This window comes from Ruegeria sp. CDSA034 (assembly GCF_059612275.1).
In genome coordinates this window covers 167701-191435 of record NZ_JBXWQH010000002.1, presented here as the reverse complement: position 1 = coordinate 191435, position 23735 = coordinate 167701, and the positions used below count along the sequence as shown (strand labels likewise).

General features: G+C 57.9%; 21 protein-coding genes. 17 read left to right on the top strand and 4 right to left on the bottom strand.

Annotated features, from left to right (window positions below):
• Window positions 1–80 precede the first annotated feature (80 nt).
• Together AC2FLJ_RS04820 and AC2FLJ_RS04815 are read right to left on the bottom strand one after the other, a co-directional pair.
• Window positions 81–1238 (bottom strand): alpha-hydroxy acid oxidase, encoded by a 1158-nt coding sequence (locus AC2FLJ_RS04820; protein ID WP_496704625.1) that lies wholly within the window; start codon window positions 1236–1238, stop codon window positions 81–83.
• Window positions 1239–1277: 39 nt separating this feature from the next.
• Complete coding sequence (locus AC2FLJ_RS04815) at window positions 1278–3062, bottom strand: sensor domain-containing diguanylate cyclase (RefSeq protein ID WP_496704623.1); 1785 nt, start codon at window positions 3060–3062, stop codon at window positions 1278–1280.
• Between the two features lie 181 nt (window positions 3063–3243).
• Between AC2FLJ_RS04815 and AC2FLJ_RS04810 the strand changes: the two genes are divergently transcribed.
• Window positions 3244–5640, top strand: a complete 2397-nt coding sequence (locus tag AC2FLJ_RS04810; RefSeq protein WP_496704621.1) for an ATP-dependent helicase — start codon at window positions 3244–3246, stop codon at window positions 5638–5640.
• Between the two features lie 408 nt (window positions 5641–6048).
• Here AC2FLJ_RS04810 and AC2FLJ_RS04805 read toward each other — a convergent pair whose 3' ends face one another.
• Window positions 6049–6273: a DUF1127 domain-containing protein gene (locus AC2FLJ_RS04805; protein ID WP_058279568.1), complete on the bottom strand. Its 225-nt coding sequence runs from the start codon at window positions 6271–6273 to the stop codon at window positions 6049–6051.
• Between the two features lie 907 nt (window positions 6274–7180).
• Between AC2FLJ_RS04805 and mraZ the strand changes: the two genes are divergently transcribed.
• From mraZ to AC2FLJ_RS04760, 9 genes are all read left to right on the top strand, one after another.
• Entirely contained in the window at window positions 7181–7684 is a 504-nt protein-coding gene (gene mraZ, locus AC2FLJ_RS04800; RefSeq protein ID WP_082637227.1) for a division/cell wall cluster transcriptional repressor MraZ, read from the top strand.
• A gap of 4 nt (window positions 7685–7688) precedes the next feature.
• Window positions 7689–8681 carry a 16S rRNA (cytosine(1402)-N(4))-methyltransferase RsmH gene (gene rsmH / locus AC2FLJ_RS04795; RefSeq protein ID WP_282119125.1) on the top strand — a complete coding sequence of 331 codons (993 nt, stop codon included), beginning with the start codon at window positions 7689–7691 and terminating at the stop codon, window positions 8679–8681.
• On the top strand, window positions 8678–9046 hold the full coding sequence (gene ftsL / locus AC2FLJ_RS04790) for a cell division protein FtsL (protein ID WP_058274326.1): 369 nt from the start codon (window positions 8678–8680) through the stop codon (window positions 9044–9046). Before rsmH ends, ftsL begins: the two co-directional genes overlap by 4 nt.
• On the top strand, window positions 9043–10830 hold the full coding sequence (locus AC2FLJ_RS04785; RefSeq protein WP_282168832.1) for a peptidoglycan D,D-transpeptidase FtsI family protein: 1788 nt from the start codon (window positions 9043–9045) through the stop codon (window positions 10828–10830). Before ftsL ends, AC2FLJ_RS04785 begins: the two co-directional genes overlap by 4 nt.
• A 21-nt stretch (window positions 10831–10851) precedes the next feature.
• Complete coding sequence (locus tag AC2FLJ_RS04780; RefSeq protein ID WP_282119127.1) at window positions 10852–12333, top strand: UDP-N-acetylmuramoyl-L-alanyl-D-glutamate--2,6-diaminopimelate ligase; 1482 nt, start codon at window positions 10852–10854, stop codon at window positions 12331–12333.
• The gene (locus AC2FLJ_RS04775; RefSeq protein ID WP_282119128.1) at window positions 12330–13721 is read left to right on the top strand and encodes a UDP-N-acetylmuramoyl-tripeptide--D-alanyl-D-alanine ligase; all 1392 of its coding nucleotides are present in this window, start codon (window positions 12330–12332) and stop codon (window positions 13719–13721) included. The genes AC2FLJ_RS04780 and AC2FLJ_RS04775 overlap by 4 nt, the downstream gene beginning before the upstream one ends.
• 39 nt (window positions 13722–13760) lie before the next feature.
• Window positions 13761–14843 (top strand): phospho-N-acetylmuramoyl-pentapeptide-transferase, encoded by a 1083-nt coding sequence (mraY, locus tag AC2FLJ_RS04770; RefSeq protein WP_058274330.1) that lies wholly within the window; start codon window positions 13761–13763, stop codon window positions 14841–14843.
• A gap of 150 nt (window positions 14844–14993) precedes the next feature.
• Complete coding sequence (gene murD, locus AC2FLJ_RS04765) at window positions 14994–16394, top strand: UDP-N-acetylmuramoyl-L-alanine--D-glutamate ligase (protein ID WP_496695914.1); 1401 nt, start codon at window positions 14994–14996, stop codon at window positions 16392–16394.
• Between the two features lie 105 nt (window positions 16395–16499).
• On the top strand, window positions 16500–16874 hold the full coding sequence (locus AC2FLJ_RS04760) for a glycine zipper family protein (RefSeq protein ID WP_233493524.1): 375 nt from the start codon (window positions 16500–16502) through the stop codon (window positions 16872–16874).
• Here the strand turns inward: AC2FLJ_RS04760 and AC2FLJ_RS04755 are convergent.
• Window positions 16871–18052, bottom strand: a complete 1182-nt coding sequence (locus tag AC2FLJ_RS04755; protein ID WP_496704616.1) for a BaiN/RdsA family NAD(P)/FAD-dependent oxidoreductase — start codon at window positions 18050–18052, stop codon at window positions 16871–16873. The two genes, AC2FLJ_RS04760 and AC2FLJ_RS04755, sit on opposite strands and share 4 nt — an antisense overlap.
• Window positions 18053–18201: 149 nt before the next feature.
• Between AC2FLJ_RS04755 and AC2FLJ_RS04750 the strand changes: the two genes are divergently transcribed.
• From AC2FLJ_RS04750 to AC2FLJ_RS04720, 7 genes are all read left to right on the top strand, one after another.
• The gene (locus AC2FLJ_RS04750) at window positions 18202–19014 is read left to right on the top strand and encodes an arylamine N-acetyltransferase family protein (protein ID WP_496704614.1); all 813 of its coding nucleotides are present in this window, start codon (window positions 18202–18204) and stop codon (window positions 19012–19014) included.
• Window positions 19015–19155: 141 nt separating this feature from the next.
• Window positions 19156–20319, top strand: coding sequence for a putative lipid II flippase FtsW (gene ftsW / locus AC2FLJ_RS04745; RefSeq protein ID WP_058279575.1), 1164 nt, complete (start codon window positions 19156–19158; stop codon window positions 20317–20319).
• Window positions 20319–21416: a UDP-N-acetylglucosamine--N-acetylmuramyl-(pentapeptide) pyrophosphoryl-undecaprenol N-acetylglucosamine transferase gene (locus tag AC2FLJ_RS04740; RefSeq protein WP_496704612.1), complete on the top strand. Its 1098-nt coding sequence runs from the start codon at window positions 20319–20321 to the stop codon at window positions 21414–21416. Before ftsW ends, AC2FLJ_RS04740 begins: the two co-directional genes overlap by 1 nt.
• The gene (murC, locus tag AC2FLJ_RS04735; RefSeq protein WP_496704610.1) at window positions 21413–22822 is read left to right on the top strand and encodes a UDP-N-acetylmuramate--L-alanine ligase; all 1410 of its coding nucleotides are present in this window, start codon (window positions 21413–21415) and stop codon (window positions 22820–22822) included. Before AC2FLJ_RS04740 ends, murC begins: the two co-directional genes overlap by 4 nt.
• Before the next feature lie 76 nt (window positions 22823–22898).
• On the top strand, window positions 22899–23147 hold the full coding sequence (locus AC2FLJ_RS04730; protein WP_496704608.1) for a DUF2484 family protein: 249 nt from the start codon (window positions 22899–22901) through the stop codon (window positions 23145–23147).
• The gene (locus AC2FLJ_RS04725) at window positions 23144–23398 is read left to right on the top strand and encodes a DUF2484 family protein (RefSeq protein WP_496695904.1); all 255 of its coding nucleotides are present in this window, start codon (window positions 23144–23146) and stop codon (window positions 23396–23398) included. The genes AC2FLJ_RS04730 and AC2FLJ_RS04725 overlap by 4 nt, the downstream gene beginning before the upstream one ends.
• Window positions 23395–23685, top strand: coding sequence for a hypothetical protein (locus tag AC2FLJ_RS04720; protein ID WP_282168822.1), 291 nt, complete (start codon window positions 23395–23397; stop codon window positions 23683–23685). The genes AC2FLJ_RS04725 and AC2FLJ_RS04720 overlap by 4 nt, the downstream gene beginning before the upstream one ends.
• The last annotated feature ends 50 nt before the right edge of the window (window positions 23686–23735 follow it).

The following is a 23735-nucleotide window of genomic DNA, read 5'->3' as shown; positions in this document are numbered from 1 at the left end:
AATACGCGCACGTATATCAGTCGTTCTGGGTAGAACCGGCATGTTAACGCTCGCAAACGCCCCCTATTAGCGCTATTTATCTAATAACGCTGCACCGCAGCATCGGCAAGCGGCACGACTGGGGGCAGGTGATTCAGCGACACAGCCCCCATTTGACCCATATTCGCGTGCATATCCTGCCGCAAAATGTCGATGACATGGGCAGGGCCTTTGGCGCCGAGGGCGGCCAGCCCATACATGAAGCCACGGCCCAGCATCACAAAATCGGCCCCAAGGGCCTTGGCACGCAAGATGTCCAGACCACCTTCGATACCACTGTCGAAGATCAGGGGCAGGTCTGTGGCCGCGCGGATTGCAGGCAAGGCGTCGATTCCGGCGGGGGCACCATCGAATTGTCGTCCGCCGTGATTCGATATCCAGATGGCGTCGACGCCAGCCCGCTGCAATGGCTCGGCATCTTCAGGGCGCTGCACGCCTTTCACGATCAGCGGGCCATCCCAGGCATCGCGCAGCCAGTGAACATAGTCCATGTCCGGAGACGTGCGGAGCAGATACCCAACATGGGCCGTCGGGGGCAAGTTGCTGGAGTTGTCCGTATACTTGTCCAGTGTCCGCATCCGCGGCGGCCCGCTGCGCGCTATTCCAAGCGCCCATTCCGGCCGCATCGCGATTTGGGCTAGCAGGCGCGGCGTCAATCTTGGTGGATTGGTCAGGCCCGAGCGTGTCTGCCGTTCGCGTCGGGATGCAACCGGAACGTCTGCGGTCATCACAAGCGTCGTAAAGCCAGCATCCCGGACCCGATTCAGAAGATCCTTACGAATGTCCGGGTCCCTTGGCGGATAAAGCTGAAACCACGCGTTGTCACCCAGATGCGGCGCGACGTCCTCGGGGCTTTGGCAGGCAACGTTGGATAGGGTAAAAGGCAGACCGGCGCTTGCGGCAGCGCGGGCAAGATGAGCTTCGGCATCAGGCCAAATCAGGCCGGCCATACCGATCGGGGCAACGCCGAACGGTAATGGGTAGGTCTGACCCAGGAACTCGGTCGAAGTGTCAAATTCCAATGGTCCGTGCAGGATAGACGGCAGGAAACCGACGCGGTCCAATCCCTCGCGATTGCGGCGCAGCGTGGCTTCAACCCCGGTTCCGCTGTCCAGATACTCCCAGACAAAATGAGGAATCCTGCGCTGGGCGCGGTGTTTCAGATCGGCGATGCCGGGAAAGCGACTATGAAGGTCCATGGGGATTGATCGGACCAAAGGCGCGATTCGGCAAGGATTTTAAGCCGTTGATTTCCCACCAATGGCTTTTACCGGCTTTTTGAGCTGGGAAATCTGCTGTGAGTCACTTCCGCTGCCGGCGACCTGCACTTGATTGCGACCTTTGTCCTTTGCCGCATACAACGCATCATCGGCAGCGCGCATCAGATCCTGCGGCATGGTGCCATGTGCCGGATAATGCGAAACCCCAACCGAGATCGTGATACGGGGCAGGGATTTCTCACCGTAGCGCACCGAGACGGCCTCGACCGCTTGCCGCAATTGTTCGGCGCGGGTGACTGCGTCGTCTGATGTATTGTCGGGCAGGATCAGCATAAATTCTTCACCACCAATGCGGCAGGCAACTTCATCCCGGTCGCAGCCCTGTTCCAAAGCGGCACCAACTGCACGCAACACCATGTCACCGGCATCATGCCCATGGGTGTCGTTGAATTTCTTGAAATGATCGACATCCACGGCAATCAGGCTGAGCGGTGCGCCGGTTTGCTGACTGCGGTTGATCGATTTGCGCAGGGTTTCAAGCATATGCCGCCGGTTGAACAGCCCGGTCAAAGGGTCCCGGACGGACTGGTCATGCAACTGATCGCGCATCCGTACATTGGCAATCGCCATACTGATCTGTTCGGCGCTGAGCTGTGCCAGCTTTTTACTCGTGTGAAACGCCTCATCTGTTCCCTCAAGGGCGCGGAGGTGCAGAAGGCCGACCGTTTCCCCATGCGCCAGTATCGGAAAGCAGAAATAGGGTCGCCCGTCATGTGGTTCGGCGTGTTCACAGACAAAGTCGATCTCAGACGCGCCGTATTCATAGGTTCGGCCACGCCGAAGCCCCCAACACCCTTCGGGATGGATGTGCGCCTTATGGGTCCCGCCATTCCAACTGGCACAGCCATCCAGGACGTCGCGCGAGTTGGAATACACGTAAACGCTGCCCTCAGCCTCGGGTAGGATATGGGTCATGAAGCGCGAGACCATATCGAACAGCTCGTCCAAGGACCGGCTGGATTGTAACCACTCGTTCAATTCGCCCAGCAATCGGACTTCGCGGGCCAGGCGCAGTTGATCTTCCATCAGATCACGCTCTTTTGCAGATTGTTTTTGCAGGGCCCGCAGTTGCAAGCGGTTCGCCCGGTAGCTGGCAAAGGACACGGCAACAAGCGCAAGCAGGGCTATGACACTTAGAACGGTCAAAGAAATCCTAAGCCGCGTGATGAACGTGGTGCGCAAATCGGAGATATCAGTAAAGAATTCGATGGCGCCGATGAAACGCCCATTCTTGGCCACCGGCATAAAGACTTCGGCAACATGGTGCTGCGTTGCGTTCAGGATATTGTCGGTATGCAGATCAAGCCCGTCGATCTCGGACAGTGGAACTACTTCCTGAATGTAGTGAATCATTCCTCTGGCTACGTCGCTGCGAAAGAAATCACGGTTTTCAACACTGCCTACCTCTGTCGGACGAGTCGACCAGGTGACACGCCCATTCGAGTCGAGCAATTTGAAGCGGTAAACATCAGAAGCTTCGGGCATCGCGGCCAGAAATTCGGCGTCATGCGCATCAATCACGCCGGTCTTAAGCGCGCTCTCGGGGTCCTCCAGATGCAAGACGACGCGGCGCTTCCACAGCTCGGCTTGCTTGAGAATGTCGACCTTTAGCATCCTGTCGACCAGCGGCGCAGGCAATTTGTAAATTCCCCAGCCGCATCCAATTGCCAGAGAAATCAGCAACATGCTGATACCGATCCATTTCAGCCGGTGATTTACGGCCCCCCGATTATCCTGAGTCATACCTACGCGCTCCCACAGCAATTTACTGATCATCGCGGCGGGTGTTTTACAGATGGTTAATGAAATCGTTCTCAGTCCAAGTCGCTTGATTAGAATTGATCGTAACGGAGTAACAAAATCTATGCGAACAAGGCGTGAACAAACCCTTTCCCTCGGCCAACATCCAGCGTAGTTTGGCAAGATGAGCAGTTTCGACGAAATGGACGCCTTTGAGGGCGCATCCCTGTCCGCGCGCGCCATGGCCGCGCGCCCTATGCCTTATCTGGACGAGCTGAACCCGGCGCAACGTGACGCGGTCGAGCGACTGGATGGGCCTGTCCTGATGCTGGCAGGCGCAGGTACGGGCAAAACCAAGGCACTGACCGCGCGTATCGCGCATCTGCTTAGTATTGGGCGTGCGCGCCCGAACGAGATCTTGTCGGTGACATTCACCAACAAGGCCGCGCGCGAGATGAAGAACCGCGTGGGCCGTTTGTTGGGGCAACCAGCCGAGGGGATGCCTTGGCTGGGCACGTTCCACTCGATCTGCGTCAAGCTGCTGCGGCGGCACGCGGAACTGGTCGATCTGAAATCAAATTTCACCATTCTGGATACGGATGATCAGTTGCGGCTGCTCAAACAGCTGATTCAAGCGGCTAATATTGATGACAAACGCTGGCCTGCGCGCATGTTGGCCGGCATCATTGATGACTGGAAGAACCGCGCCCTGACGCCCGACAAAGTGCCGGCAGCCGATGCGGGGGCTTATAACCACAAAGGTCTCGAGATCTACGCGCAGTACCAAACTCGTCTGCGAGAGCTGAACGCGGTGGATTTTGGCGACCTACTGTTGCACATGGTCACGATCTTCCAGACTCATCAGGATGTGTTGGAGCAATACCAACGCTGGTTCCGCTACATTCTCGTGGACGAATACCAGGATACCAACGTCGCCCAATATTTGTGGTTGCGGTTGCTGGCCGGGGTGCACAAGAACATTTGTTGCGTGGGGGACGATGATCAGTCAATTTATGGCTGGCGCGGGGCCGAAGTGGGCAACATCCTGCGGTTCGAGAAAGATTTTCCCGGGGCTTATGTTGTCCGGCTGGAACAAAATTATCGTTCAACCCCACATATTCTGGCGGCTGCGTCCAATGTAATTCGCGGCAATGAAAGCCGGTTGGGCAAAGAACTGTGGACTGATGCGCAGGATGGCGAAAAAGTACGATTAATTGGCCACTGGGATGGCGAGGAAGAGGCGCGCTGGATCGGTGAAGAGATCGACGCAATGCAGGGGGGAACGCGCGGTGCGCGGCCCTTTAATCTGGATGAAATTGCGATTCTCGTGCGGGCCAGCCATCAAATGCGCGCGTTTGAGGACCGTTTTCTGACCATCGGCCTGCCCTACAAGGTCATAGGCGGCCCACGATTCTATGAGCGGATGGAGATCCGTGACGCGATGGCCTATTTCCGGCTGGTGGTTAGCCCCGGCGACGATCTGGCCTTCGAGCGGATCGTGAATACCCCGAAACGCGGGCTTGGTGACAAGGCGCAGCAGACGATTCAGATGACGGCGCGGGAAAATGGCGTGTCGCTGGTCGATGGGGCGCGGATTGCTGTCGACAATGGGCTGATCAAAGGCAAAGGCGGCAAAGCACTGCGCGAGCTTATCGATGGGTTGGCGCGTTGGAACGCGATGACGCGCGGGCCCAAGATCGAAGTCGACGATGATTCTGTGATTGATGACGGCACAGCTCCGATGCGGTTTGGTGAGCCAGAGGTGTCACATATTGAGTTGGCGCGGATCATCCTGGACGAATCCGGCTATACGGCCCACTGGCAGAACGAGAAAACGCCTGAGGCTCCGGGGCGGTTGGAAAACCTCAAGGAATTGGTCAACCAACTGGATAATTTCGAGAATCTGCAAGGGTTTTTGGAACATGTCAGCCTGGTGATGGACAACGAGAAGGAATCGGACGGGGCAAAAGTCTCGATCATGACCCTGCACGCGGCAAAGGGGCTGGAGTTCCCGGCCGTGTTCCTGCCGGGGTGGGAGGACGGGTTGTTCCCGTCGCAAAGGTCGATGGACGAATCCGGGATCAAGGGACTCGAGGAAGAACGGCGATTGGCCTATGTCGGCATCACACGCGCGGAAGAGATCTGTACGATTTCTTTTGCGGCCAATCGTCGGGTGTTTGGTCAATGGCAAAACGCGATGCCGTCGCGGTTCATTGACGAGTTGCCTGAAGATCATGTCGAAGTTCTGACGCCGCCGGGGCTGTATGGGGGTGGTCAGCCGACTGCCGGTATCGAAACCCGTGCGGCCGAGGCCAATGTCTATAACTCCCCCGGTTGGCGGCGATTGCAGGCCCGGCAGGGGCAGTATGGAACGTCCCAACCCCGCGAAAGCCGCAATACGGTGATTGACGCGACTGCGGTCGCCAGTTTCACCCTTGGCGAGCGCGTGTTTCATCAGAAATTCGGCTATGGCGCAGTGATCGGCATCGAAGGCGACAAGGTTGAGGTCGATTTCGAAAAGGCTGGATTGAAAAAAGTGGTTTCCCGCTTTCTGTCCGCCAAGGATGATGTGCCGTTTTAAGCAAACGGAATTTGCCTGACGGCACATGCTCGATCTTTTTGAAAAGCGCCCGGTTTCGACCGCGGCGCTTTTTTCTTGTCTGCAAAAACAAAAACGGCGGTTCCCAGGGAGGAGGAGAGGGAACCGCCGTTCTTTTCAACATCAGGGCAGGGAGGAGGAGAGCCCCGATGTATCCGAACCCGGGTTTGATCCCGGTATGAGGAAGACGCGGCGACGTCAGGGAGGAGGAGAGACGTCGCCGCGCGCTTTCAACACCGGGAAAGGGAGGAGGAGTACCCGGTGTGTCACGTTCCGGCGTTCAAGGCCGGTATTAAGGGCGGCGACATCAGGGAGGAGGAGAGATGTCGCCGCTGAAATACAGGTCCAAAAGGGAGGAGGAAGGACCTGATCTCGATGTTTCTGTGTCGCTTAACGCGCGACGTGCTCTTCGGCCGCTTGCTGAGCCAGGCGGCGGATCATTGAGCGGTGAAGCCCCAGATCAGCCAGTTCGCGGTTCGACAGATCAGACAGTTCGTGAACTGTCTGGCGATAGACGCGATATCGGGTGAACCGGGTCTTTGCCGCCTCGAACAGCGAAGCCAGGCTAACTGCCGGTGCGCCTTTGAGCGCGGTGTTCTGTGTTGCTACAGCCATTTGCTTTACTCGATGTATTCGTTGTTGCCGGTGTTGTCCGGCGCTTGCTTGAGATTGAAAATAATCAAATGCTGCGATTGCACAATACCCGACAACGTCAATGCTGCTATGCAGCAAATGCATAGATATCAACCGGTTGCCAGTGTGGGTTTGGCCGAGCCAATAAAATAAGGCCTTCAGTGAGTGTTTCCCCTAGGGAAGGTCTCAACAAGGTTTTCTGAATTTTCCTGTCTGCGCGTCTTTTGAGCGTAGTTTGTCAATTCTTGTGCGCTTTGTGTATTGGACGGGCCAGGCGCGCGGCGGCTGACATGATGATTTCTGATCGTGGGAATTCATGGGCGTCAGCTGGGGCGGCGCAGAATCCACATGTGGCTGAGGTTAATAATTGGGATGATTCGTTAACCCAGTGGCCCATTTTCGCTATGCTCATCATAAAATATCACCTTTGGGAGAATTTTCTGGGAAATTATGGGAATATTTGGGGTGGCTCCAAAATTGGCCTATTTAGTATACTGATAACACAAACTACCTACAATTGGTGTCTGCGGGGTGGTTTTCTTTCCCAGTTGCGTTGGCTAAACTGTGATTCTGAACATAGGGTCGGCAAATTTTCTGTTGATTTCCATGAATTCCCATGTCATCCCTAGTTCATCCGATGAGGACGAGGCACATGGGGCGCCAAACGACCCCGAACCAATAAAAACAGGTTTCATACAGGCATCTCGCTTTCATCAATCAAGAGATCCGGCGCGCGGGCGAGCAGACATCCCCCCAGGTGGCGCGCGCAGCTGGACATCCCGCACAGCGGGTCAATGCGGCGGGTTGATCAGTGGCAGCAGATCAACCCGCCGTTTTTCATCTGGGGGAGTGAATTTTAAGTGGGGCGCAAGCGGAAGGGACAGTCGTCTTGGCGCGCAGGTTTAGAGGTGAAAGCCACCACAAGGTGGATACGAAGGGCAGGGTGTCGATCCCGGCCTCGTTTCGCCGTGTGCTTGAATCCTCTGACCCGAACTGGCAGCCCGGCGACACTCCTGAGCTTGTAATTGTCTACGGCGACCACCGACGCAAATTCTTGGAATGCTATACTATGCAGGCGATCGAAGAGGTCGATGCCAAGATCGATGCGCTGCCGCGCGGGTCGATGCAGCGGAAGATGTTGCAGCGCATGTTCCACGGTCAATCTTTCCCGACCACAGTGGATGAAACCGGCCGTCTGGTGCTGCCGGCCAAGCTGCGCAACAAGATCAATCTTGAAGGTGAGGCATTCTTTATCGCCGCGGGTGACACGTTCCAGATTTGGAAGCCTGAAACTTACGATTCCGAAGAATTGGCTGCGGCCGAAGAGTGGTTGGACGAACAGCCCGAGGACTTTGATCCTTTGGAGTTCCTTGACGGCACCGGGGATGCGTAACGGCATGGCCGGCGCTAACACCCCTTCTGATAAACCTCATATTCCCGTTCTGCTGCGTCCATTGCTGGCTGCTGTTGCGCCCGTGTCGGGCGTCTGGCTGGATGGAACGTTTGGCGCAGGCGGATATACAAGGGGCCTGCTGGACGCTGGCGCAGATAAGGTCATCGGCGTGGACCGTGATCCATTGGCCTTTGAAATGGCGGCGGATTGGGTCGGAGATTATGGCGACCGGCTTGTGATGCAGCCGGGTGTATTCTCGCGCATGGACGAATACGCACAGGATCTGGATGGTGTCGTTCTGGATCTGGGTGTGTCGTCGATGCAGCTCGACCTGGCGGAACGCGGATTTTCTTTCATGAAGGACGGCCCGCTCGACATGCGTATGAGTCAGGAGGGCGAAAGCGCGGCAGATTTGGTCAATACTGCGACCGAGGAACAACTGGCTGATATCCTGTATCATTATGGCGAAGAGCGTGCCAGCCGCCGCATTGCCAAAGCCATCGCCAAAGCGCGTGCGGAAGAGCCGATAACAACAACTCTGCGCCTGGTTCAGATCATCGAATCCTGTTTGCCGCGTCCCAAGCCGGGGCAGTCCCACCCTGCAACCCGCAGTTTTCAGGGCCTGCGGATCGCAGTGAATGCTGAATATGAAGAGCTGTATCAGGGCCTTATGGCTGCTGAGCGCGCTTTGAAGCCGGGCGGGCAACTGGCAGTCGTGACGTTCCATTCCATCGAAGACCGGATGGTCAAACGGTTCTTTCAGTCCCGTGCGGGCAAAACGGGCCGGGCCAATCGCTATGCGCCCGAGATTGAGCAGGAGCTGCCGCAGTTCACGCTTAAGACTCGTAAGGCCGTGGGGCCGGATGATCAGGAGCTGCAGGAAAATCCGCGTTCACGCTCGGCAAAGCTGCGTGTTGCAATTCGAACGGATGCGCCGTCGGGGGAAATTGATGCCCGCGCCGTTGGCATGCCGCAACTAGGGGGAAGAGCAAAATGAAGAGTGTTTTGTATGTGTTGACTGCTCTGTCCGTGTTTGGACTGGCGCTGTGGGCGTATCAGGAAAACTATCGCACGCAGCAGGTGGTGAAGGAAACGCAGAAGCTGCAGCGCGAAATTGGTATGGCGCAGGTGAAGCTGGCGGTTTTAAACGCCGAATGGGCTTATCTGAACCGCCCCGATAGGTTGCGTGAGCTTGCAGATCTAAACTTTGAACGGCTGGGCCTTTTGCCCCTGCGGGCTGAGCAATTCGGTCGCGCCGATCAGATTGCCTATGCGGAAGATCCTGACCTGCCGATCGTCGACCCGATCGAGCTGCAGGCCATCACGAATATTCAGGCGCTGGGTGAGGTGCAGATTCCATGACCCGCACGCCGCTGCGCCCTCTCGCCCGAATCCTTGACGCGCGCTCGCGGGGCGAGAATCCCAAAGCCATTGAGCGCGAAAACATCCGCAAGCGTCACGAAGACATGAAAGACCGCAGCCGCACCCGTGCTGAGGGCCGCTTGCTGGTGCTGGGTCTGTTCTTTTTCTGTGCCTTTTCAGTCGTGGGCGTCCGGATGGGCATGTTGGCCACATCCGAAGCGCAGGAGCCTGTGGCTTCGGCCCCTGGTGCAGCCATTGCGATGCAGCGGGCCAACATCGTAGACCGGGAAGGGCGCATTCTTGCGACCAATCTGGACACTTATTCGGTATATGCGCAGCCGCCGCTGATGATCGACCCGATTGCCGCAGCTGATCAGCTTGTGGCGATTTTCCCAGATCTGGAAAAAGAACGCCTGGTCACGGACTTCACCGGCAATCGCAAATTCCTGTGGATCAAAAAGCGTATCTCGCCCGAGCAGAAACAAGCCGTGCACGATATCGGTGATCCTGGCATCCTGTTCGGCCCGCGTGAGATGCGGTTGTACCCGAATGGCCGTCTGGCGGCGCATATCCTTGGCGGGTCAAGCTTTGGGCGCGAAGGCGTCAGCGCTGCTGAAGTGATCGGTGTGGCCGGTGTTGAAAAGCAATTCGACGACTACCTGCGTGATCCCGCGAATGGGACTAAGCCGCTGCAACTTTCATTGGACCTGACGGTTCAAGCCGCCGTTGAGCAGGTGCTATATGGCGGCATGAAGATCATGAACGCCAAGGGTGCGTCGGCGGTTCTGATGAACGCGCATACGGGCGAGGTGATCTCAGCGGCCTCGTTGCCGTCTTTCGATCCCAATGATCGCCCGCGCCCGCCGACCTCGGGATTCGATCCATCAGATAGCCCGCTGTTCAATCGCTATGTACAGGGCGTTTACGAACTGGGATCCGTGTTTAAGATTTTCACCGCCGCGCAGGCGGTTCAGTTGGGTTTGGTGAATTCGAACACGATCATCGATACCTCGGGGCCGATGAAGATCGGCCGTTTCCCGATTGGTGAGTTCAACGGCAAGAATTACGGCAAGATCAGCGTAGCCGATGTGATCGTCCACAGCTCGAACCGGGGCACCGGGCGACTGGCGCTGCAGATCGGCGCGCAACGGCAGCAGGATTTCCTGGAATCGCTTGGTATGTTCGATCCCACCCCGTTCGAAATCGTCGAAGCCAAGGGCGGCGAACCGCTGAAGCCCAAGAAATGGGGCGAACTGAGCACGGTGACCATCTCATACGGTCATGGTCTGTCGACCAGCCCCATGCATTTGGCGGCAGGGTACGCGGCGATTGCCAATGGCGGGCACTATGTAAGCCCGACGATTCTGCGTAAAAATGGGCCACAATACGGTCCTCGGGTGATGTCTGATAACGCGGCAAACCAGGCGCAGAACATGTTGCGCCGGGTGGTAACAGATGGCACCGCCAGTTTTGGCGATGTTGCAGGCTATGATGTGGCCGGTAAGACCGGCACCGCGGACAAACCCAAGCCCCGCGGCGGGTACTATGATGACAAAGTTATCGCGACCTTTGCGACGTTCTTTCCGGCTTATGATCCTAAGTATGTCCTGATCGTGACGTTGGACGAACCATCCATACTTGCTTATGGCGAAAAGCGCCGTACGGCAGGCTGGACAGCGGTTCCTGTGGCCGCAGAATTGATCGGGCGCATCGCACCGTTGCTGGGCCTGCGTCCTCGGGTTGAGCCTGAGGCCGGCGCTGCTATAACGCTGACCTCAAATTAGGCTGTCCAAACGAGGTGGGTCATGGGCGCAAGGACAAAGAAACTCAGCCAACTGGCCCTGACCGCCCGAGGTGGCACCAATCCTAATATCACAGGGCTGGCGGTCGACAGCCGCGAAGTCAAAGACGGTTTCCTCTTTGCGGCACTTCCCGGTACACGTGTTCATGGCGGTGAGTTCATTCAATACGCTTTGCGTATGGGGGCCGCAGCCATCCTGACGGATGCCGAAGGGGCAGAGATCGCAGCCGAGGAACTGGCCGCATCAGATGCGGCGCTGATCGTGCTCGAGGACCCGCGTCAGGCGCTGGCCGGGTGCGCTGCGCTGTGGTTCGGAGCGCAGCCCAAAACCATCGTTGCGGTTACTGGCACCAATGGCAAAACCTCGGTCGCGACATTTGTTCGCCAGATATGGACCGAACTTGGTCACGCCGCGGTCAACCTTGGGACCACAGGGGTTGAGGGGGCGTGGACCGCACCACTAGCCCATACAACGCCCGAACCAATCACTTTGCATCGTTGCCTGTCCGAGGCTGCGGAGAACGGAGTGACTCATGCTGCGATGGAGGCATCCTCGCACGGATTGGAACAGCGCCGCTTGGACGGGGTACAGCTGGCTGCGGCGGGGTTCTCGAACTTCACTCAGGACCATCTGGACTACCACGAAACGTTTGAGGCGTATTTCAACGCTAAGGCAGGTCTGTTTGATCGGGTCCTGCCGCAAGACGGCACTGTTGTCGTCAACATGAGCGATCCCAAGGGCGCTCAGGTCCTCCGAATTGCCAAAGACCGGGGGCAGAAGGTTTTGACCGTTGGGCTTGGGGAAGCAGACCTGTGCCTGATGAATCAGCGGTTTGACGCAACAGGTCAGGACCTGCGGTTTTCTTGGCAGGGCAAGATCTTCCAAACTCGTTTGAATCTGATCGGCGGCTTTCAGGCCGAAAATATCTTGTTGGCCTGCGGTCTGGTTATTGCTGCAGGGGAAGAGCCTGAACACGTTTTCGAAACCCTGCCGCATCTCACTACGGTTCGCGGGCGCATGCAGCTGGCGGCGACACGAGAGAATGGGGCGGCGGTGTTTGTGGACTATGCGCATACACCCGACGCGGTGGCGACAGCCCTCAAGGCATTGCGCCCACACGTAATGGGCCGCCTTATCGCCATTGTTGGCGCGGGTGGTGATCGCGACGCGACCAAGCGCCCGCTGATGGGGCAAGCCGCCGCCAACCACGCAGATGTGGTTTTCGTCACCGACGACAACCCGCGCAGCGAAGCACCGGCCACCATACGCGCCGCCGTGATGGACGGGGCACCAGAGGCCACCGAGGTCGGCGATCGGGCCGAGGCCATCTTGCGCGGGATAGACGCGCTGCAACCCGGGGACGCGCTTTTGATTGCGGGCAAAGGGCATGAAACCGGTCAGATCGTTGGTGATCAGGTTCTGCCATTTGATGATGTCGAACAAGCCAGCATCAGTGTGGCCGCACTTGACGGGAGGGTGGCATGACATTGTGGACTGCAGCCGAGGCCTCCGAGGCAACCGGTGGACGCGTCACTTCGGATTGGGCGGTCAATGGTGTGTCAATCGACACGCGTACTATCCAGCCCGGTGATCTTTTCGTCGCACTCACAGCCGCGCGGGACGGGCATGAATTCGTGGCACAGGCTTTGGAAAAAGGCGCTGGGGCGGCCTTGGTGTCGCGTATTCCTGAGGGCGTAACCGAAGATGCGCCCTTGCTGATCGTCGAAGACGTGCAGTTGGGGCTTGAGGCGCTGGGGTGCGCGGGTCGTGACCGCTGCAATGCGCGGGTGCTCGGGGTGACCGGAAGCGTCGGCAAGACATCGACGAAGGAAATGCTGGCCACGATTTTGGAAACGCAGGGAAAAACTCATGCCAGCGTTGCCAGCTACAACAATCACTGGGGCGTGCCGCTTACCTTGGCGCGGATGCCGCGTGACACAGAATTCGCGGTGATCGAAATCGGTATGAACCACCCCGGAGAGATTTCTCCGCTGGCGCAGCAAGCCCGCCCGCATGTGGCGCTGGTCACGACCGTGGCGGCAGTGCACCTAGAAGCCTTTGAGTCGGTGGCCGGTATTGCGCATGAAAAGGCGGCAATTTTTGACGGCCTGATCGAGGGCGGCGCGGCCATCCTGAACGCGGATATCGAGCATGCGGACATCCTGCGCGACTGTGCGCGGGACTTGGGCGCGAAAACGGTGGATTTCGGCCGCAATGGCACCGACTACACATTGACCGATGTAACCCAAGAGGCTGACTCGGTTCATGCAAAGGCAACAGTCGCAGGACGCCAGTTTGCGTTTGACGTACAATCAGCGGGCACGCATTTCGCCATGAACGCCCTGGGGGCATTGGCTGCCTGTGTCGAATTGGGCATCGATCTGGATCAGGCGATTGCAGGTCTCGGCGGATGGTCGCCGGTCAAGGGTCGCGGGGTGCGCGAACAGATCGCGTTGACCGACGGTGGCCGGATCGAACTGCTGGATGACAGCTATAACGCTAACCCGACGTCGATGGAGGCCGCACTGGATGTTTTGGCCGCGGCGCAAGGGCATCGTCGTATCGCTTTTCTTGGGGATATGAAGGAGTTGGGGCAGGAAGAAACTGCTATGCATGCGGCGATGGCGGATGTTTCGGCTATGCAGCGCGTGGACAAAGTACATTGCGTCGGCCCGCTGATGAAGGCGCTGTACGATGCACTTCCGGCGGATAAACGCGGGCTTTGGTTCGAGACCAGCTCCGAGATGGCGGTTCAACTGCCCGAGCTTGTTCAGGCCGGTGATACTGTGTTGGCCAAGGGATCGCTGAGCATGGCATTGGCGCAGATTGTTGACGGTTTGCGTAAAATGGGGCAAGGGGGCGCGCTTGATTGATGATCGCGCCCGCCACCTCAGTGTGAGAAAGGTTTTGAAATGCTCTATTGGTTGACCGCCCTGTCGGACGGAGGGGATTTTTTCAACCTCTTCCGCTATATCACGTTCCGCGCAGGCGGCGCCTTTTTGACCGCGCTGATTTTCGGTTTTCTCTTTGGCAAACCGCTGATCAACGTGCTGCGCAAAAAGCAGGGCAAGGGCCAGCCGATCCGGGATGATGGGCCCGAAGGGCATTTTTCGAAGGCGGGCACACCGACGATGGGCGGGCTGCTGATCGTGGGCGCGCTGATGACATCGACATTGATCTGGGCGCGGTGGGACAATCCCTATGTCTGGATGGTTCTGTTTGTAACGCTGGCCTATGCGGCGATCGGGTTTGCTGATGACTATGCGAAGGTGTCGAAACAGAACACCAAGGGCGTTTCGGGTAAAATGCGTATGGCACTGGGGGTTATCATCGCAGTTCTGGCCTCGGCCTGGGCCACGCTGCACCATCCCGAGGCCCTGCAGAACCAGCTGGCGCTGCCCATTTTCAAGGATACACTGATCAATCTGGGCATGTTCTACATACCCTTCTCGATCGTCGTGATTGTAGGGGCGGCCAACGCTGTGAACCTGACCGATGGTCTGGATGGTCTGGCCATCATGCCGGCGATGATCGCAGCTTCGACGCTGGGAGTGATTGCCTATGCCGTTGGACGGGTCGACTTTACCGAATATCTGGATGTCCATTACGTGCCCGGAACAGGTGAGATTTTCGTCTTTACCTCGGCCCTGTTCGGGGCCGGTCTTGGCTTCCTTTGGTACAACGCGCCACCAGCTGCGGTGTTCATGGGCGACACCGGATCGCTGGCGCTGGGCGGTGCATTGGGTGCCATCGCGGTAGCCACCAAACACGAACTGGTTTTGGCGATCGTAGGTGGTTTGTTCGTAGTCGAAGCGCTGAGCGTGATCATCCAGGTGCTGTATTTCAAACGTACTGGACGTCGGGTGTTCCTGATGGCGCCGATCCATCACCACTATGAGAAAAAGGGCTGGGCAGAGCCGACGATCGTGATCCGGTTCTGGATCATCTCGCTAATCCTGGCAATGATCGGTCTGGCAACGCTGAAAGTCCGGTAACGCTCCCGTCAGGTTCGGCGGACCTGCGGTCCACCTGTCACCTGTTGGGCCGGGCTCGCGCTGACGCGCGAGCCTTTCGTCACCCTTGCCTTCGGTGATTTCTTCGGTGCAGTGTGGCGGCCAAATTTAAGTCAATAAAAGGTAGGCAGTATGATCCCGGTCAAAGGGTTTTCAGGGCAGAAGGTTGCGGTTCTGGGGCTTGGCCGGTCGGGGCTGGCCGCGGCGCGTGCCCTGCAGGCAGGTAAAGCTGAGCCTGTGTGTTGGGATGACAATCCTGCCGCCCGGGAAGTGGCTGAGGCCGAAGGGTTCGTCTGTGCCGATCTGCGCCGTCATGGAGCGTTTGACGATATCGCCACGCTGATCGTTTCGCCCGGTATTCCTCATCTCTATCCTGACCCCAATCCAATTGTGGCTGCGGCGCTTGAGGCCGGTGTCCCGGTCGATAACGACATCGGGCTGTTTTTCCGATCCTTTGCAGGGCCTGAGTGGAACAATTATGACTCTCCGCCGCGTGTGATCGCGGTGACCGGGTCGAACGGGAAATCGACCACCGCGGCCTTGATCCACCATATCCTGACCGAAGCCGGGCGCGAGGCACAGCTGGCGGGTAATATCGGTCGTGGGGTGCTGGATATTGATCCGGGCGGTGACGGTTCGGTCGTTGTGCTGGAGCTGTCCAGCTATCAAACAGAACTGGCCCGGGCCCTGACCCCGGACGTGGCCGTTTTCACCAACCTGTCGCCCGACCATCTTGACCGCCACGGCGGGATGGGGGGCTATTTTGCCGCCAAGCGTCGGTTGTTCGCCGAAGGTGGCCCGGACCGCGCCGTGATTGGCATTGACGAGAAAGAGGGCGCGTTTTTGGCCGGTCAACTGGCAGAGGGCCGCGCAGACGATCGGGTTATCCGGGTGTCGGTTGCGCGCAAACTGACGGGACCCGGATGGCAGGTGTTTGCGCGTAAAGGGTTCTTGTCGGAATACCGTAAGGGACGGCAAGCGGGCTCGATTGACCTGCGCGGAATCACGGGCCTTCCCGGCGCACATAACCACCAAAACGCCTGTTCGGCCTATGCCGCCTGTCGCGCGCTTGGGCTGGCACCGCGCGTAATCGAAGACGCGCTGCACAGCTATCCGGGCCTGCCGCATCGCAGTCAGATCATCGCCGAGGTAGGCGGTATTACTTATGTGAATGACTCAAAAGCCACCAATGTGGACAGCGCTCTCAAGGCGTTGAGCGCTTTCAGGAAGGTCCGCTGGGTCTGTGGGGGGCTTGAGAAGGAAGGCGGTGTCGCCGCTCTGAACGCAGCCGCAGACCAGGTGGTCAAAGCTTATGTCATTGGTCGCGAGGCCGCGAGTTTCGCCATGCAACTTAAGGCCGATGCGCTGGTTTGCACCACCATGTCCGTGGCTGTTGAGCAAGCCATGAAGGATGCCCAACCCGGCGAGACAGTCCTGCTTGCGCCAGCCGCGGCCAGTTTCGACCAATATGACAATTTCGAGCAGCGCGGAGAGGACTTTGTAGCGGAAGTCAGGCAACGGCTTCCGGAATAGCCATTTGCAATAGACCGCCGGTTGGGCCAAGCTGCGATGCTATCAGCTTGACGCGCCATCATTATTGGTTTTGCTTGCCTGCAAATTCAACACGAGGTTATGACTATGCCATTTCGTAAGTTTTCTCTGATCCTGCCTGCCATTCTCGTTGCCGGTGCCTGCACCAACACAGGTGCCAATTATCAACCAATCGTCGACGGCCCGATCGGCCCGAACTACAACGTAGACCTTCAGCAGTGCCAACAACTGGCGGCATCACAAGCCAGCGTTGATGGCTCTACCGCAGGAAACGCAGCGATAGGCGCGGCAGGTGCGGCGGCTGTAACCGGGATTGTTCAGGACAGCAGTGACAATCTGGGCCGTGCGGCAGTTGCCGGTGCGCTTGTTGGCGCCGGCGCAGACGTGATTAACAAAAACCAGAACAAAGAAGTTATCGTGCGCAACTGCATGCGCGGACGTGGCTACAACGTCGTCGGCTAACTCTGCCCGGCGATTGCAATTCCTGCGGCGTGGCCCGAGGACCACGCCCATTGGAAGTTGTAACCGCCCAGCCATCCGGTGACATCCACCGCTTCGCCAATCGCATAGAGGCCAGGGACATCCCTGGCCTCCATCGTTTTTGACGACAGGCTATCAGTGTCGATCCCGCCCAGCGTCACCTCGGCTGTACGATACCCTTCGGTGCCCGAGGGGGTGAGCTGCCAGTCGGACAGTGCTGCGATCAGTTCGGACAGCGCGGTGTCCGACTGATCGGCCAGATTGCCTGGCATGGGGATATGATGGCTCAGGTACTCGACCAGACGCCCGGGCAGGTGGCGCGCGAGTTCCGTGGTCAGCGCCTTGCGTCCGCCGCTTTGCCGCTGATCCCGCAGCAAATCTAACAGCGGCAGATCCGGGATCAGGTTTACGCGGACCGCCTCGCCTTCGCGCCAATAGGAAGACAACTGCAGAACCGATGGTCCACTAAGCCCGCGATGGGTGAACAGCAGAGCCTCGTCAAAGCTGGTCCGGTCATTCGACAGCCGCGCGGGTAGGGATACGCCAGACAGGTCCTTGAATTTACCATCCGAAAACGTAAACGGCACGAGCGCGGCCCGCGTTTCGGTTATCGTTAATCCGAACTGGCGCGCAATCTCATAGGCCAGCCCGGTCGCGCCCATCTTGGGGATCGACTTGCCGCCAGTAGCCAGCACGAGGTTGGTGCAGCTTAGGCTAAGCCGCTGCCCTTCACGTTCGAGGTCCACAGCAAATCCGCCATCGGTCTTGCGCAGGTCTTTTACGTCGGTCCGAATCCACAATTCGGCCCCGGCACGCTCGATCTCATCCAGCAACATCTGAATGATCTGTTTTGACGATCCGTCGCAGAACAGTTGCCCCAGCGTTTTCTCATGCCACGCGATGCCGTGTCGGTCGACCAGATCAATGAAATCCCGCTGCGTGTACCGCGCCAGCGCGGATTTGCAGAAATGCGGATTCTGCGACAGGAAATTTCCCGGTCCCGCGTACATATTGGTGAAGTTGCAGCGCCCACCTCCTGAGATGCGGATTTTCTCTCCGGCAGCTTTGGCGTGGTCGATCACCAAAACGCGCCCGCCGCAATAGGCGGCGCACATCATACCGGCTGCACCGGCGCCAAGGATGATTGTGTCATAGGTCATGTGCTGCGCATGGCTTGGATCGCAAAGGAAGGCAAGGGGTCAAAGTCTCAGATGAACGATCCAGAATTTTGTCTTGAGCTCAACCTAGCTTGAGGAATTACAAGCAAGTTTATGTCGCCAAACAGTGCAATGCTTGTGAGGGTGCTTAAATGGATTTGGAAAGATACTTGGACCGAATAGCGTATTCGGGCGACCTAAAGCCGGATCGGGCGACGCTCGACAATCTCTTCGCGGCCCAACTAAGGATGGTTGCTTTCGAAAACATCGATCAACAATTGGGGGTTCCGGTTTCGTTTGATCAGAACGACGTGTTTGAAAAAGTCGTTGCGCGGAAACGTGGCGGATGGTGTTTTGAGCTAAACTCTCTTTTCAGTTGGGTACTGCAGGAAATCGGATTTGAGGTGTCATACTTGGCTGGATACGTCGGCCCGGACAAACCTGCTCCGGATCAGGCACCGGATCATATGCTTTTGAAGGTCAAGTGCGATGAGCATTTGCTTGTTGATGTTGGATTTGGTGGCGCGATGTCCACTCCAACCCCGCTGGAACCATTCACGGGATTGCAGCAGCCCTACAGTATTTCGCTAACCGCCCAGCGTGATGGCTTTGTTCAATATTCAGAAAGCGCAGGCGGAGGGGAAACAGGCTATTGGTTTACTCAGGAAAGTGTCGAACCAAGCGTGTTTCAGTCTGCCAGTCGACATTTGCAGACCGATCCCAACTCGCCATTTCTACGCACCCTGACCGCGCAAAGGCGTTATACCAACAGGCATATTATACTACGCGGTCTGGTGATGAGGACGATTGATACTATGGGAATGCGTGAGGAAACCATTTCGACACCAAGGGAGTTGGTTGACTGCCTGAAGTATGACTTTGGCCTGAATGTCCCGGCGGTTGCTGAAGCCTGGCCCAAGATCAAGAAACGTCATGACGAGCTCTTTCATGATAAAGTCCGGTAGGTGTTCCGCCGCTCAGCCGCAACGATGAGCAGATTTCTCCATCCTTATTCATTCCGCTAGCCCAAACGCAAAAATGCCTGTAGACTCTCAGTCAGATCCTGAAAAACGGGACGTTAACGAGGCAGATAGTGGCGGTATCTCATGACTGAGATGGTGTATGGCGCGGTCCAGGACCAGCGCGGAGAACCGATTCTTCCGAAATGGTGGCGGACAATTGATCGCTGGACGATGTCCTGCGTTCTGATCCTGTTTGTCATCGGATTGTTGCTGGGGCTGGCCTCATCACCACCGCTGGCAGGGCGCAACGGGTTTGATCCGTTCCACTATGTCGAACGGCAGGCACTGTTCGGCGGACTGGCGCTGATTGCGATGCTGCTGACGTCGATGATGTCGCCGACTTTGGTGCGCCGTTTGGCAGTACTTGGGTTCCTTGCCTCGTTTGTGGCGCTGGCCTTTCTGCCCGTCTTCGGAACGGATTTCGGAAAAGGGGCAGTGCGCTGGTACTCGCTGGGCTTTGCATCTTTGCAGCCGTCGGAATTTCTGAAACCCGGATTTGTCGTCGTGGCCGCGTGGCTGCTGGCTGCGTCGCAACAGATCAACGGCCCTCCGGGTCGGTTGTGGTCATTTGCGTTGTGCATTGCAATTGTGGCGATGCTGGTTTTGCAACCTGACTTCGGTCAGGCCTGCCTGATCCTGTTTGGATGGGGTGTGATGTACTTTGTGGCCGGCGCGCCGATGCTGCTGCTGGTTGGCATGGCGGGCGTCGTTGTCCTGGGGGGTATGTTCGCCTATTCGAATTCGGAACACTTTGCCCGCCGTATTGATGGCTTCCTGAACCAGGAGGTCGACCCAACCACTCAGCTTGGCTATGCCACCAACGCCATCCGCGAAGGCGGTCTGTTCGGTGTCGGCGTGGGTGAGGGGCAGGTGAAATGGTCCTTGCCCGATGCCCATACGGATTTCATCATCGCCGTTGCGGCCGAGGAATACGGGCTGATCCTGGTGCTGATCATCATCGCGCTGTATTCACTGATCGTTGTACGCTCACTGCTTCGGCTGATGCGCGAGCGCGATATGTTCATCCGCCTGGCCGGGACCGGTCTGGCCTGCATGTTTGGCGTTCAGGCCATGATCAACATGGGTGTGGCCGTGCGCCTGCTGCCCGCCAAGGGCATGACGCTGCCCTTTGTCAGCTATGGTGGGTCGTCGCTGATTGCAGGTGGCATCGCTGTTGGCATGCTGCTGGCCTTCACCAGAAGCCGCCCACAGGGCGAACTTGGCGATATTCTGCGCGGAAGAGGATAATGGGGAAACCTTACCTGTTGATTGCGGCTGGCGGCACCGGGGGCCATATGTTCCCGGCGCAGGCGCTGGCCGAAGCGATGCTGAATAAAGGCTGGCGCGTGCGCCTGTCCACGGATGAGCGTGGCGCGCGCTACACAGGCGCCTTTCCGCAAACGGTTGAGATTGTCGAGGTCGCCTCTGCCACTTTCGCGCGCGGCGGGCTGGCCGCTAAAGCGCTGGCAGGGCCCAAGATTGCGGGTGGTGTCGCCAGCATGGCGTTTCAGATGATGCGCGACAAACCGGACGTTGTCGTGGGCTTTGGCGGATACCCGTCGATCCCGGCTTTGGGGGCCGCGACGATGTTGAAAGTTCCGCGCATGATCCACGAACAGAATGGGGTTCTGGGGCGCGTGAACCAATTGTTTGCCACGCGTGTTGCCAACGTCGCCTGTGGTGTCTGGCCGACCGATCTGCCCGTAGGGGCCAATGGCATCTACACCGGAAATCCGGTCCGCGCCGCCGTGCTTGAGCGCGAGGCCGCAGGTTACATCCCACCGGGCGACTATCCTATGTCTATTCTGGTTATGGGCGGCAGTCAGGGTGCGCGCATTCTCAGCGATATTGTCCCTGGGGCGATTGCTGCCTTGCCTGACGACCTCCGCAGCCATATCCGGGTCGCACATCAGGCCCGCGACGAAGACGGGGAACGTGTTACGGCGTTCTATGCCGAACATGGCATCCGGGCCGAGGTCAAACCTTTTTTCGACGACGTTCCGCGTCGCATGTCGGATGCACAACTTGTCATCAGCCGATCCGGCGCATCTAGTGTGGCGGATATCTCGGTCATCGGACGTCCATCGATCCTGATTCCGTTTGCCGCAGCCGCAGGCGACCATCAGACCGCCAATGCGCGAGGATTGGTTCAGGCAGGCGGCGCGATCATGATCCCGGAAAACGCACTTGACGTTCCCGCGCTTGCAGAGCAAATCAGCGCCGTTCTTACCAACCCCGAAGCCGCCCAAAAGATGGCCCATGCCGCCCTCTCGACCGGTGCCCCCGACGCGACTGAACGTCTGACGGCCCTTGTCGAACAACTGGCGCAGAAGGAGACCACATGAATCCTGCAACCAAACTGCCGCAAGACGTGGGGTCGATTCACTTTGTGGGGATCGGCGGGATTGGGATGTCGGGCATTGCCGAGGTTTTGCTGAACCTCGGTTACCGCGTGCAGGGGTCAGACCTGAAAGCGTCCAAGATCACTGATCGTCTTGCGAGCCTTGGGGCTGAGATATTTGTCGGCCAGCGTGCCAAAAACCTTGAAAACGCGGCCGTTGTCGTGGTGTCGACTGCGATCAAGCCTGGCAACCCCGAGCTGGACGGCGCCCGGGCGCAAGGCCTGCCGGTTGTTCGTCGCGCCGACATGTTGGCCGAGCTGATGCGCCTGAAATCCAACATCGCCATTGCCGGAACCCACGGCAAGACCACCACGACCACCATGATGGCCGAGCTGATGGTGGCGGGTGATTTCGATCCGACCGTCATCAATGGCGGCATCATCCACGCCTACGGCTCGAACGCACGGATGGGGCAAGGCGAATGGATGGTGGTCGAGGCCGACGAATCCGACGGCTCGTTCAACCGACTGCCCGCGACCATTGCCATTGTTACGAATATCGACCCCGAGCATATGGAGCACTGGGGTGACTTCGACCAATTGCGTGACGGGTTTTATGAGTTCGTCTCGAACCTGCCATTCTACGGTCTGGCTGTGTGCTGCACGGACCACGCCGAAGTGCAGACGTTGGTTGGACGTATCACCGACCGCCGTGTCCAGACCTATGGGTTCAACGCGCAGGCCGATGTGCGCGCCTTGAACCTGACCTACAAAGGCGGCGTGGCGCATTTCGACATCCACCTTCAGTACGAAGACAAGATGATCGAGGGCTGCACATTGCCGATGCCCGGCGACCACAATGTCTCGAACGCGCTGTCTGCAGTGGCCGTTGCCCGCCATCTGGGAATGAAGGCCACAGAAATCCGCGATGCGCTGGCCAATTTCGGTGGCGTCAACCGCCGCTTCACCAAAGTCGGAGAGGTCGATGGAGTTACCATCATCGACGATTACGGCCACCACCCGGTAGAAATCGCAGCCGTTCTAAAAGCCGCGCGTCAGGCAACCGACGGGCGCGTTATCGCCGTGCACCAACCGCACCGGTACTCGCGCCTGTCCAATCTGTTTGACGATTTCTGCACCTGCTTCAATGACGCGGACGTTGTCGCCATCGCCGATGTTTTCTCTGCCGGAGAGGACCCGATCGAAGGAGCCAGTAGAGATGATCTGGTGCAGGGCCTGATCCGTCACGGCCACCGCCACGCGCGTGCATTGCTGAACGAAAACGATCTGGAGCGCCTTGTGCGCGAACAGGCCCGCCCCGGCGACATGGTCGTCTGTCTCGGCGCTGGTACGATCAGCACTTGGGCCAACGGGCTGCCAGAAAGGCTGCGACAAAAACAAGCCGTTTGATGGAATGGACTCTCTAGCATTGCAACTTTAAAGTGTGATGTTGCAGTTGCAGCAATGATCGTCCTCGGAGGGGCAGTTGGTATATTCAGTGCTTTTTGCTGGCTTGTGGGTTTTGGCCTCAACGGTCGTGGCTATGCTGCCGATGCGCCTTCAATTTCCGCCGGGCGTTGTGCTGTTCATTTCCGCACCTGCGCTGATCGTCTGGCTGAGCCGTGACTTTGGCTGGTTTTTTTCGGTGCTGGCCTTTGCCGCCTTTGCATCCATGTTCCGCAATCCCATTCGCTATTACTGGCGCCGCTGGACCGGGCAGGAGGTCGAGGAATGAATTTGTCGATCGCCCTCGCTGCGCTTTGGGGAATTTCGGCGAATGTGCTGGCGATGATCCCCAGCAAGGACAACCACTGGACGCGCGCCTATGTTTTGATCGCTGTGGGGATTCCGATATTGGGTTACGTCACCTTGCAAAACGGCCCATGGATTGGACTGATCGTTTTGGCCGCAGGAATGTCGGTGCTGCGTTGGCCGGTGATCTATTTGGGGCGGTGGGTACGGCGGATGGGGCGCAGTTTTGAATGACAGCTGCATTAATCGCCTTATGTTTCCTGGGTGTTGTTTCTTTTCTTGCCACTACAACCGTCGCCCATTTGTTGTTTAGGGGCGGATTTGCGTGGATCGTGATTGTGGCAATCGTGGTATCAGCTATGAGCATCGCATATCTCTTCCCCTCTGGTAACGACGGCCCGCCAGAAGACGCTGATTTTTTGGCGGTCATTTTGACGTGGTCATTGGTACTTCCCGCTCTGGCGGGAGCCATCTTAGGTGGGTTGATTGGTGCCCTTAAGAAGATGCGGGATAATCATTGATCATTGTTTGTTCGAAGGATGACATCCACGAAAGCCAGTTATAGAAGAGG

Excerpts from the sequence above, each read along its gene's own strand:
- AC2FLJ_RS04755 (WP_496704616.1), bottom strand. The coding sequence starts at position 18,052 with ATGACCTATGACACAATCATCCTTGGCGCCGGTGCAGCCGGTATGATG.
- AC2FLJ_RS04775 (WP_282119128.1), top strand. The coding sequence starts at position 12,330 with ATGACATTGTGGACTGCAGCCGAGGCCTCCGAGGCAACCGGTGGACGC.
- murD (WP_496695914.1), top strand. The coding sequence starts at position 14,994 with ATGATCCCGGTCAAAGGGTTTTCAGGGCAGAAGGTTGCGGTTCTGGGG.
- AC2FLJ_RS04740 (WP_496704612.1), top strand. The coding sequence starts at position 20,319 with ATGGGGAAACCTTACCTGTTGATTGCGGCTGGCGGCACCGGGGGCCAT.
- AC2FLJ_RS04725 (WP_496695904.1), top strand. The coding sequence starts at position 23,144 with ATGAATTTGTCGATCGCCCTCGCTGCGCTTTGGGGAATTTCGGCGAAT.
- AC2FLJ_RS04815 (WP_496704623.1), bottom strand. The coding sequence starts at position 3,062 with ATGACTCAGGATAATCGGGGGGCCGTAAATCACCGGCTGAAATGGATC.
- ftsL (WP_058274326.1), top strand. The coding sequence starts at position 8,678 with ATGAAGAGTGTTTTGTATGTGTTGACTGCTCTGTCCGTGTTTGGACTG.
- AC2FLJ_RS04810 (WP_496704621.1), top strand. The coding sequence starts at position 3,244 with ATGAGCAGTTTCGACGAAATGGACGCCTTTGAGGGCGCATCCCTGTCC.
- AC2FLJ_RS04820 (WP_496704625.1), bottom strand. The coding sequence starts at position 1,238 with ATGGACCTTCATAGTCGCTTTCCCGGCATCGCCGATCTGAAACACCGC.
- AC2FLJ_RS04805 (WP_058279568.1), bottom strand. The coding sequence starts at position 6,273 with ATGGCTGTAGCAACACAGAACACCGCGCTCAAAGGCGCACCGGCAGTT.
- murC (WP_496704610.1), top strand. The coding sequence starts at position 21,413 with ATGAATCCTGCAACCAAACTGCCGCAAGACGTGGGGTCGATTCACTTT.
- AC2FLJ_RS04785 (WP_282168832.1), top strand. The coding sequence starts at position 9,043 with ATGACCCGCACGCCGCTGCGCCCTCTCGCCCGAATCCTTGACGCGCGC.
- ftsW (WP_058279575.1), top strand. The coding sequence starts at position 19,156 with ATGACTGAGATGGTGTATGGCGCGGTCCAGGACCAGCGCGGAGAACCG.
- AC2FLJ_RS04760 (WP_233493524.1), top strand. The coding sequence starts at position 16,500 with ATGCCATTTCGTAAGTTTTCTCTGATCCTGCCTGCCATTCTCGTTGCC.
- AC2FLJ_RS04720 (WP_282168822.1), top strand. The coding sequence starts at position 23,395 with ATGACAGCTGCATTAATCGCCTTATGTTTCCTGGGTGTTGTTTCTTTT.
- mraY (WP_058274330.1), top strand. The coding sequence starts at position 13,761 with ATGCTCTATTGGTTGACCGCCCTGTCGGACGGAGGGGATTTTTTCAAC.
- rsmH (WP_282119125.1), top strand. The coding sequence starts at position 7,689 with ATGGCCGGCGCTAACACCCCTTCTGATAAACCTCATATTCCCGTTCTG.
- AC2FLJ_RS04750 (WP_496704614.1), top strand. The coding sequence starts at position 18,202 with ATGGATTTGGAAAGATACTTGGACCGAATAGCGTATTCGGGCGACCTA.
- AC2FLJ_RS04780 (WP_282119127.1), top strand. The coding sequence starts at position 10,852 with ATGGGCGCAAGGACAAAGAAACTCAGCCAACTGGCCCTGACCGCCCGA.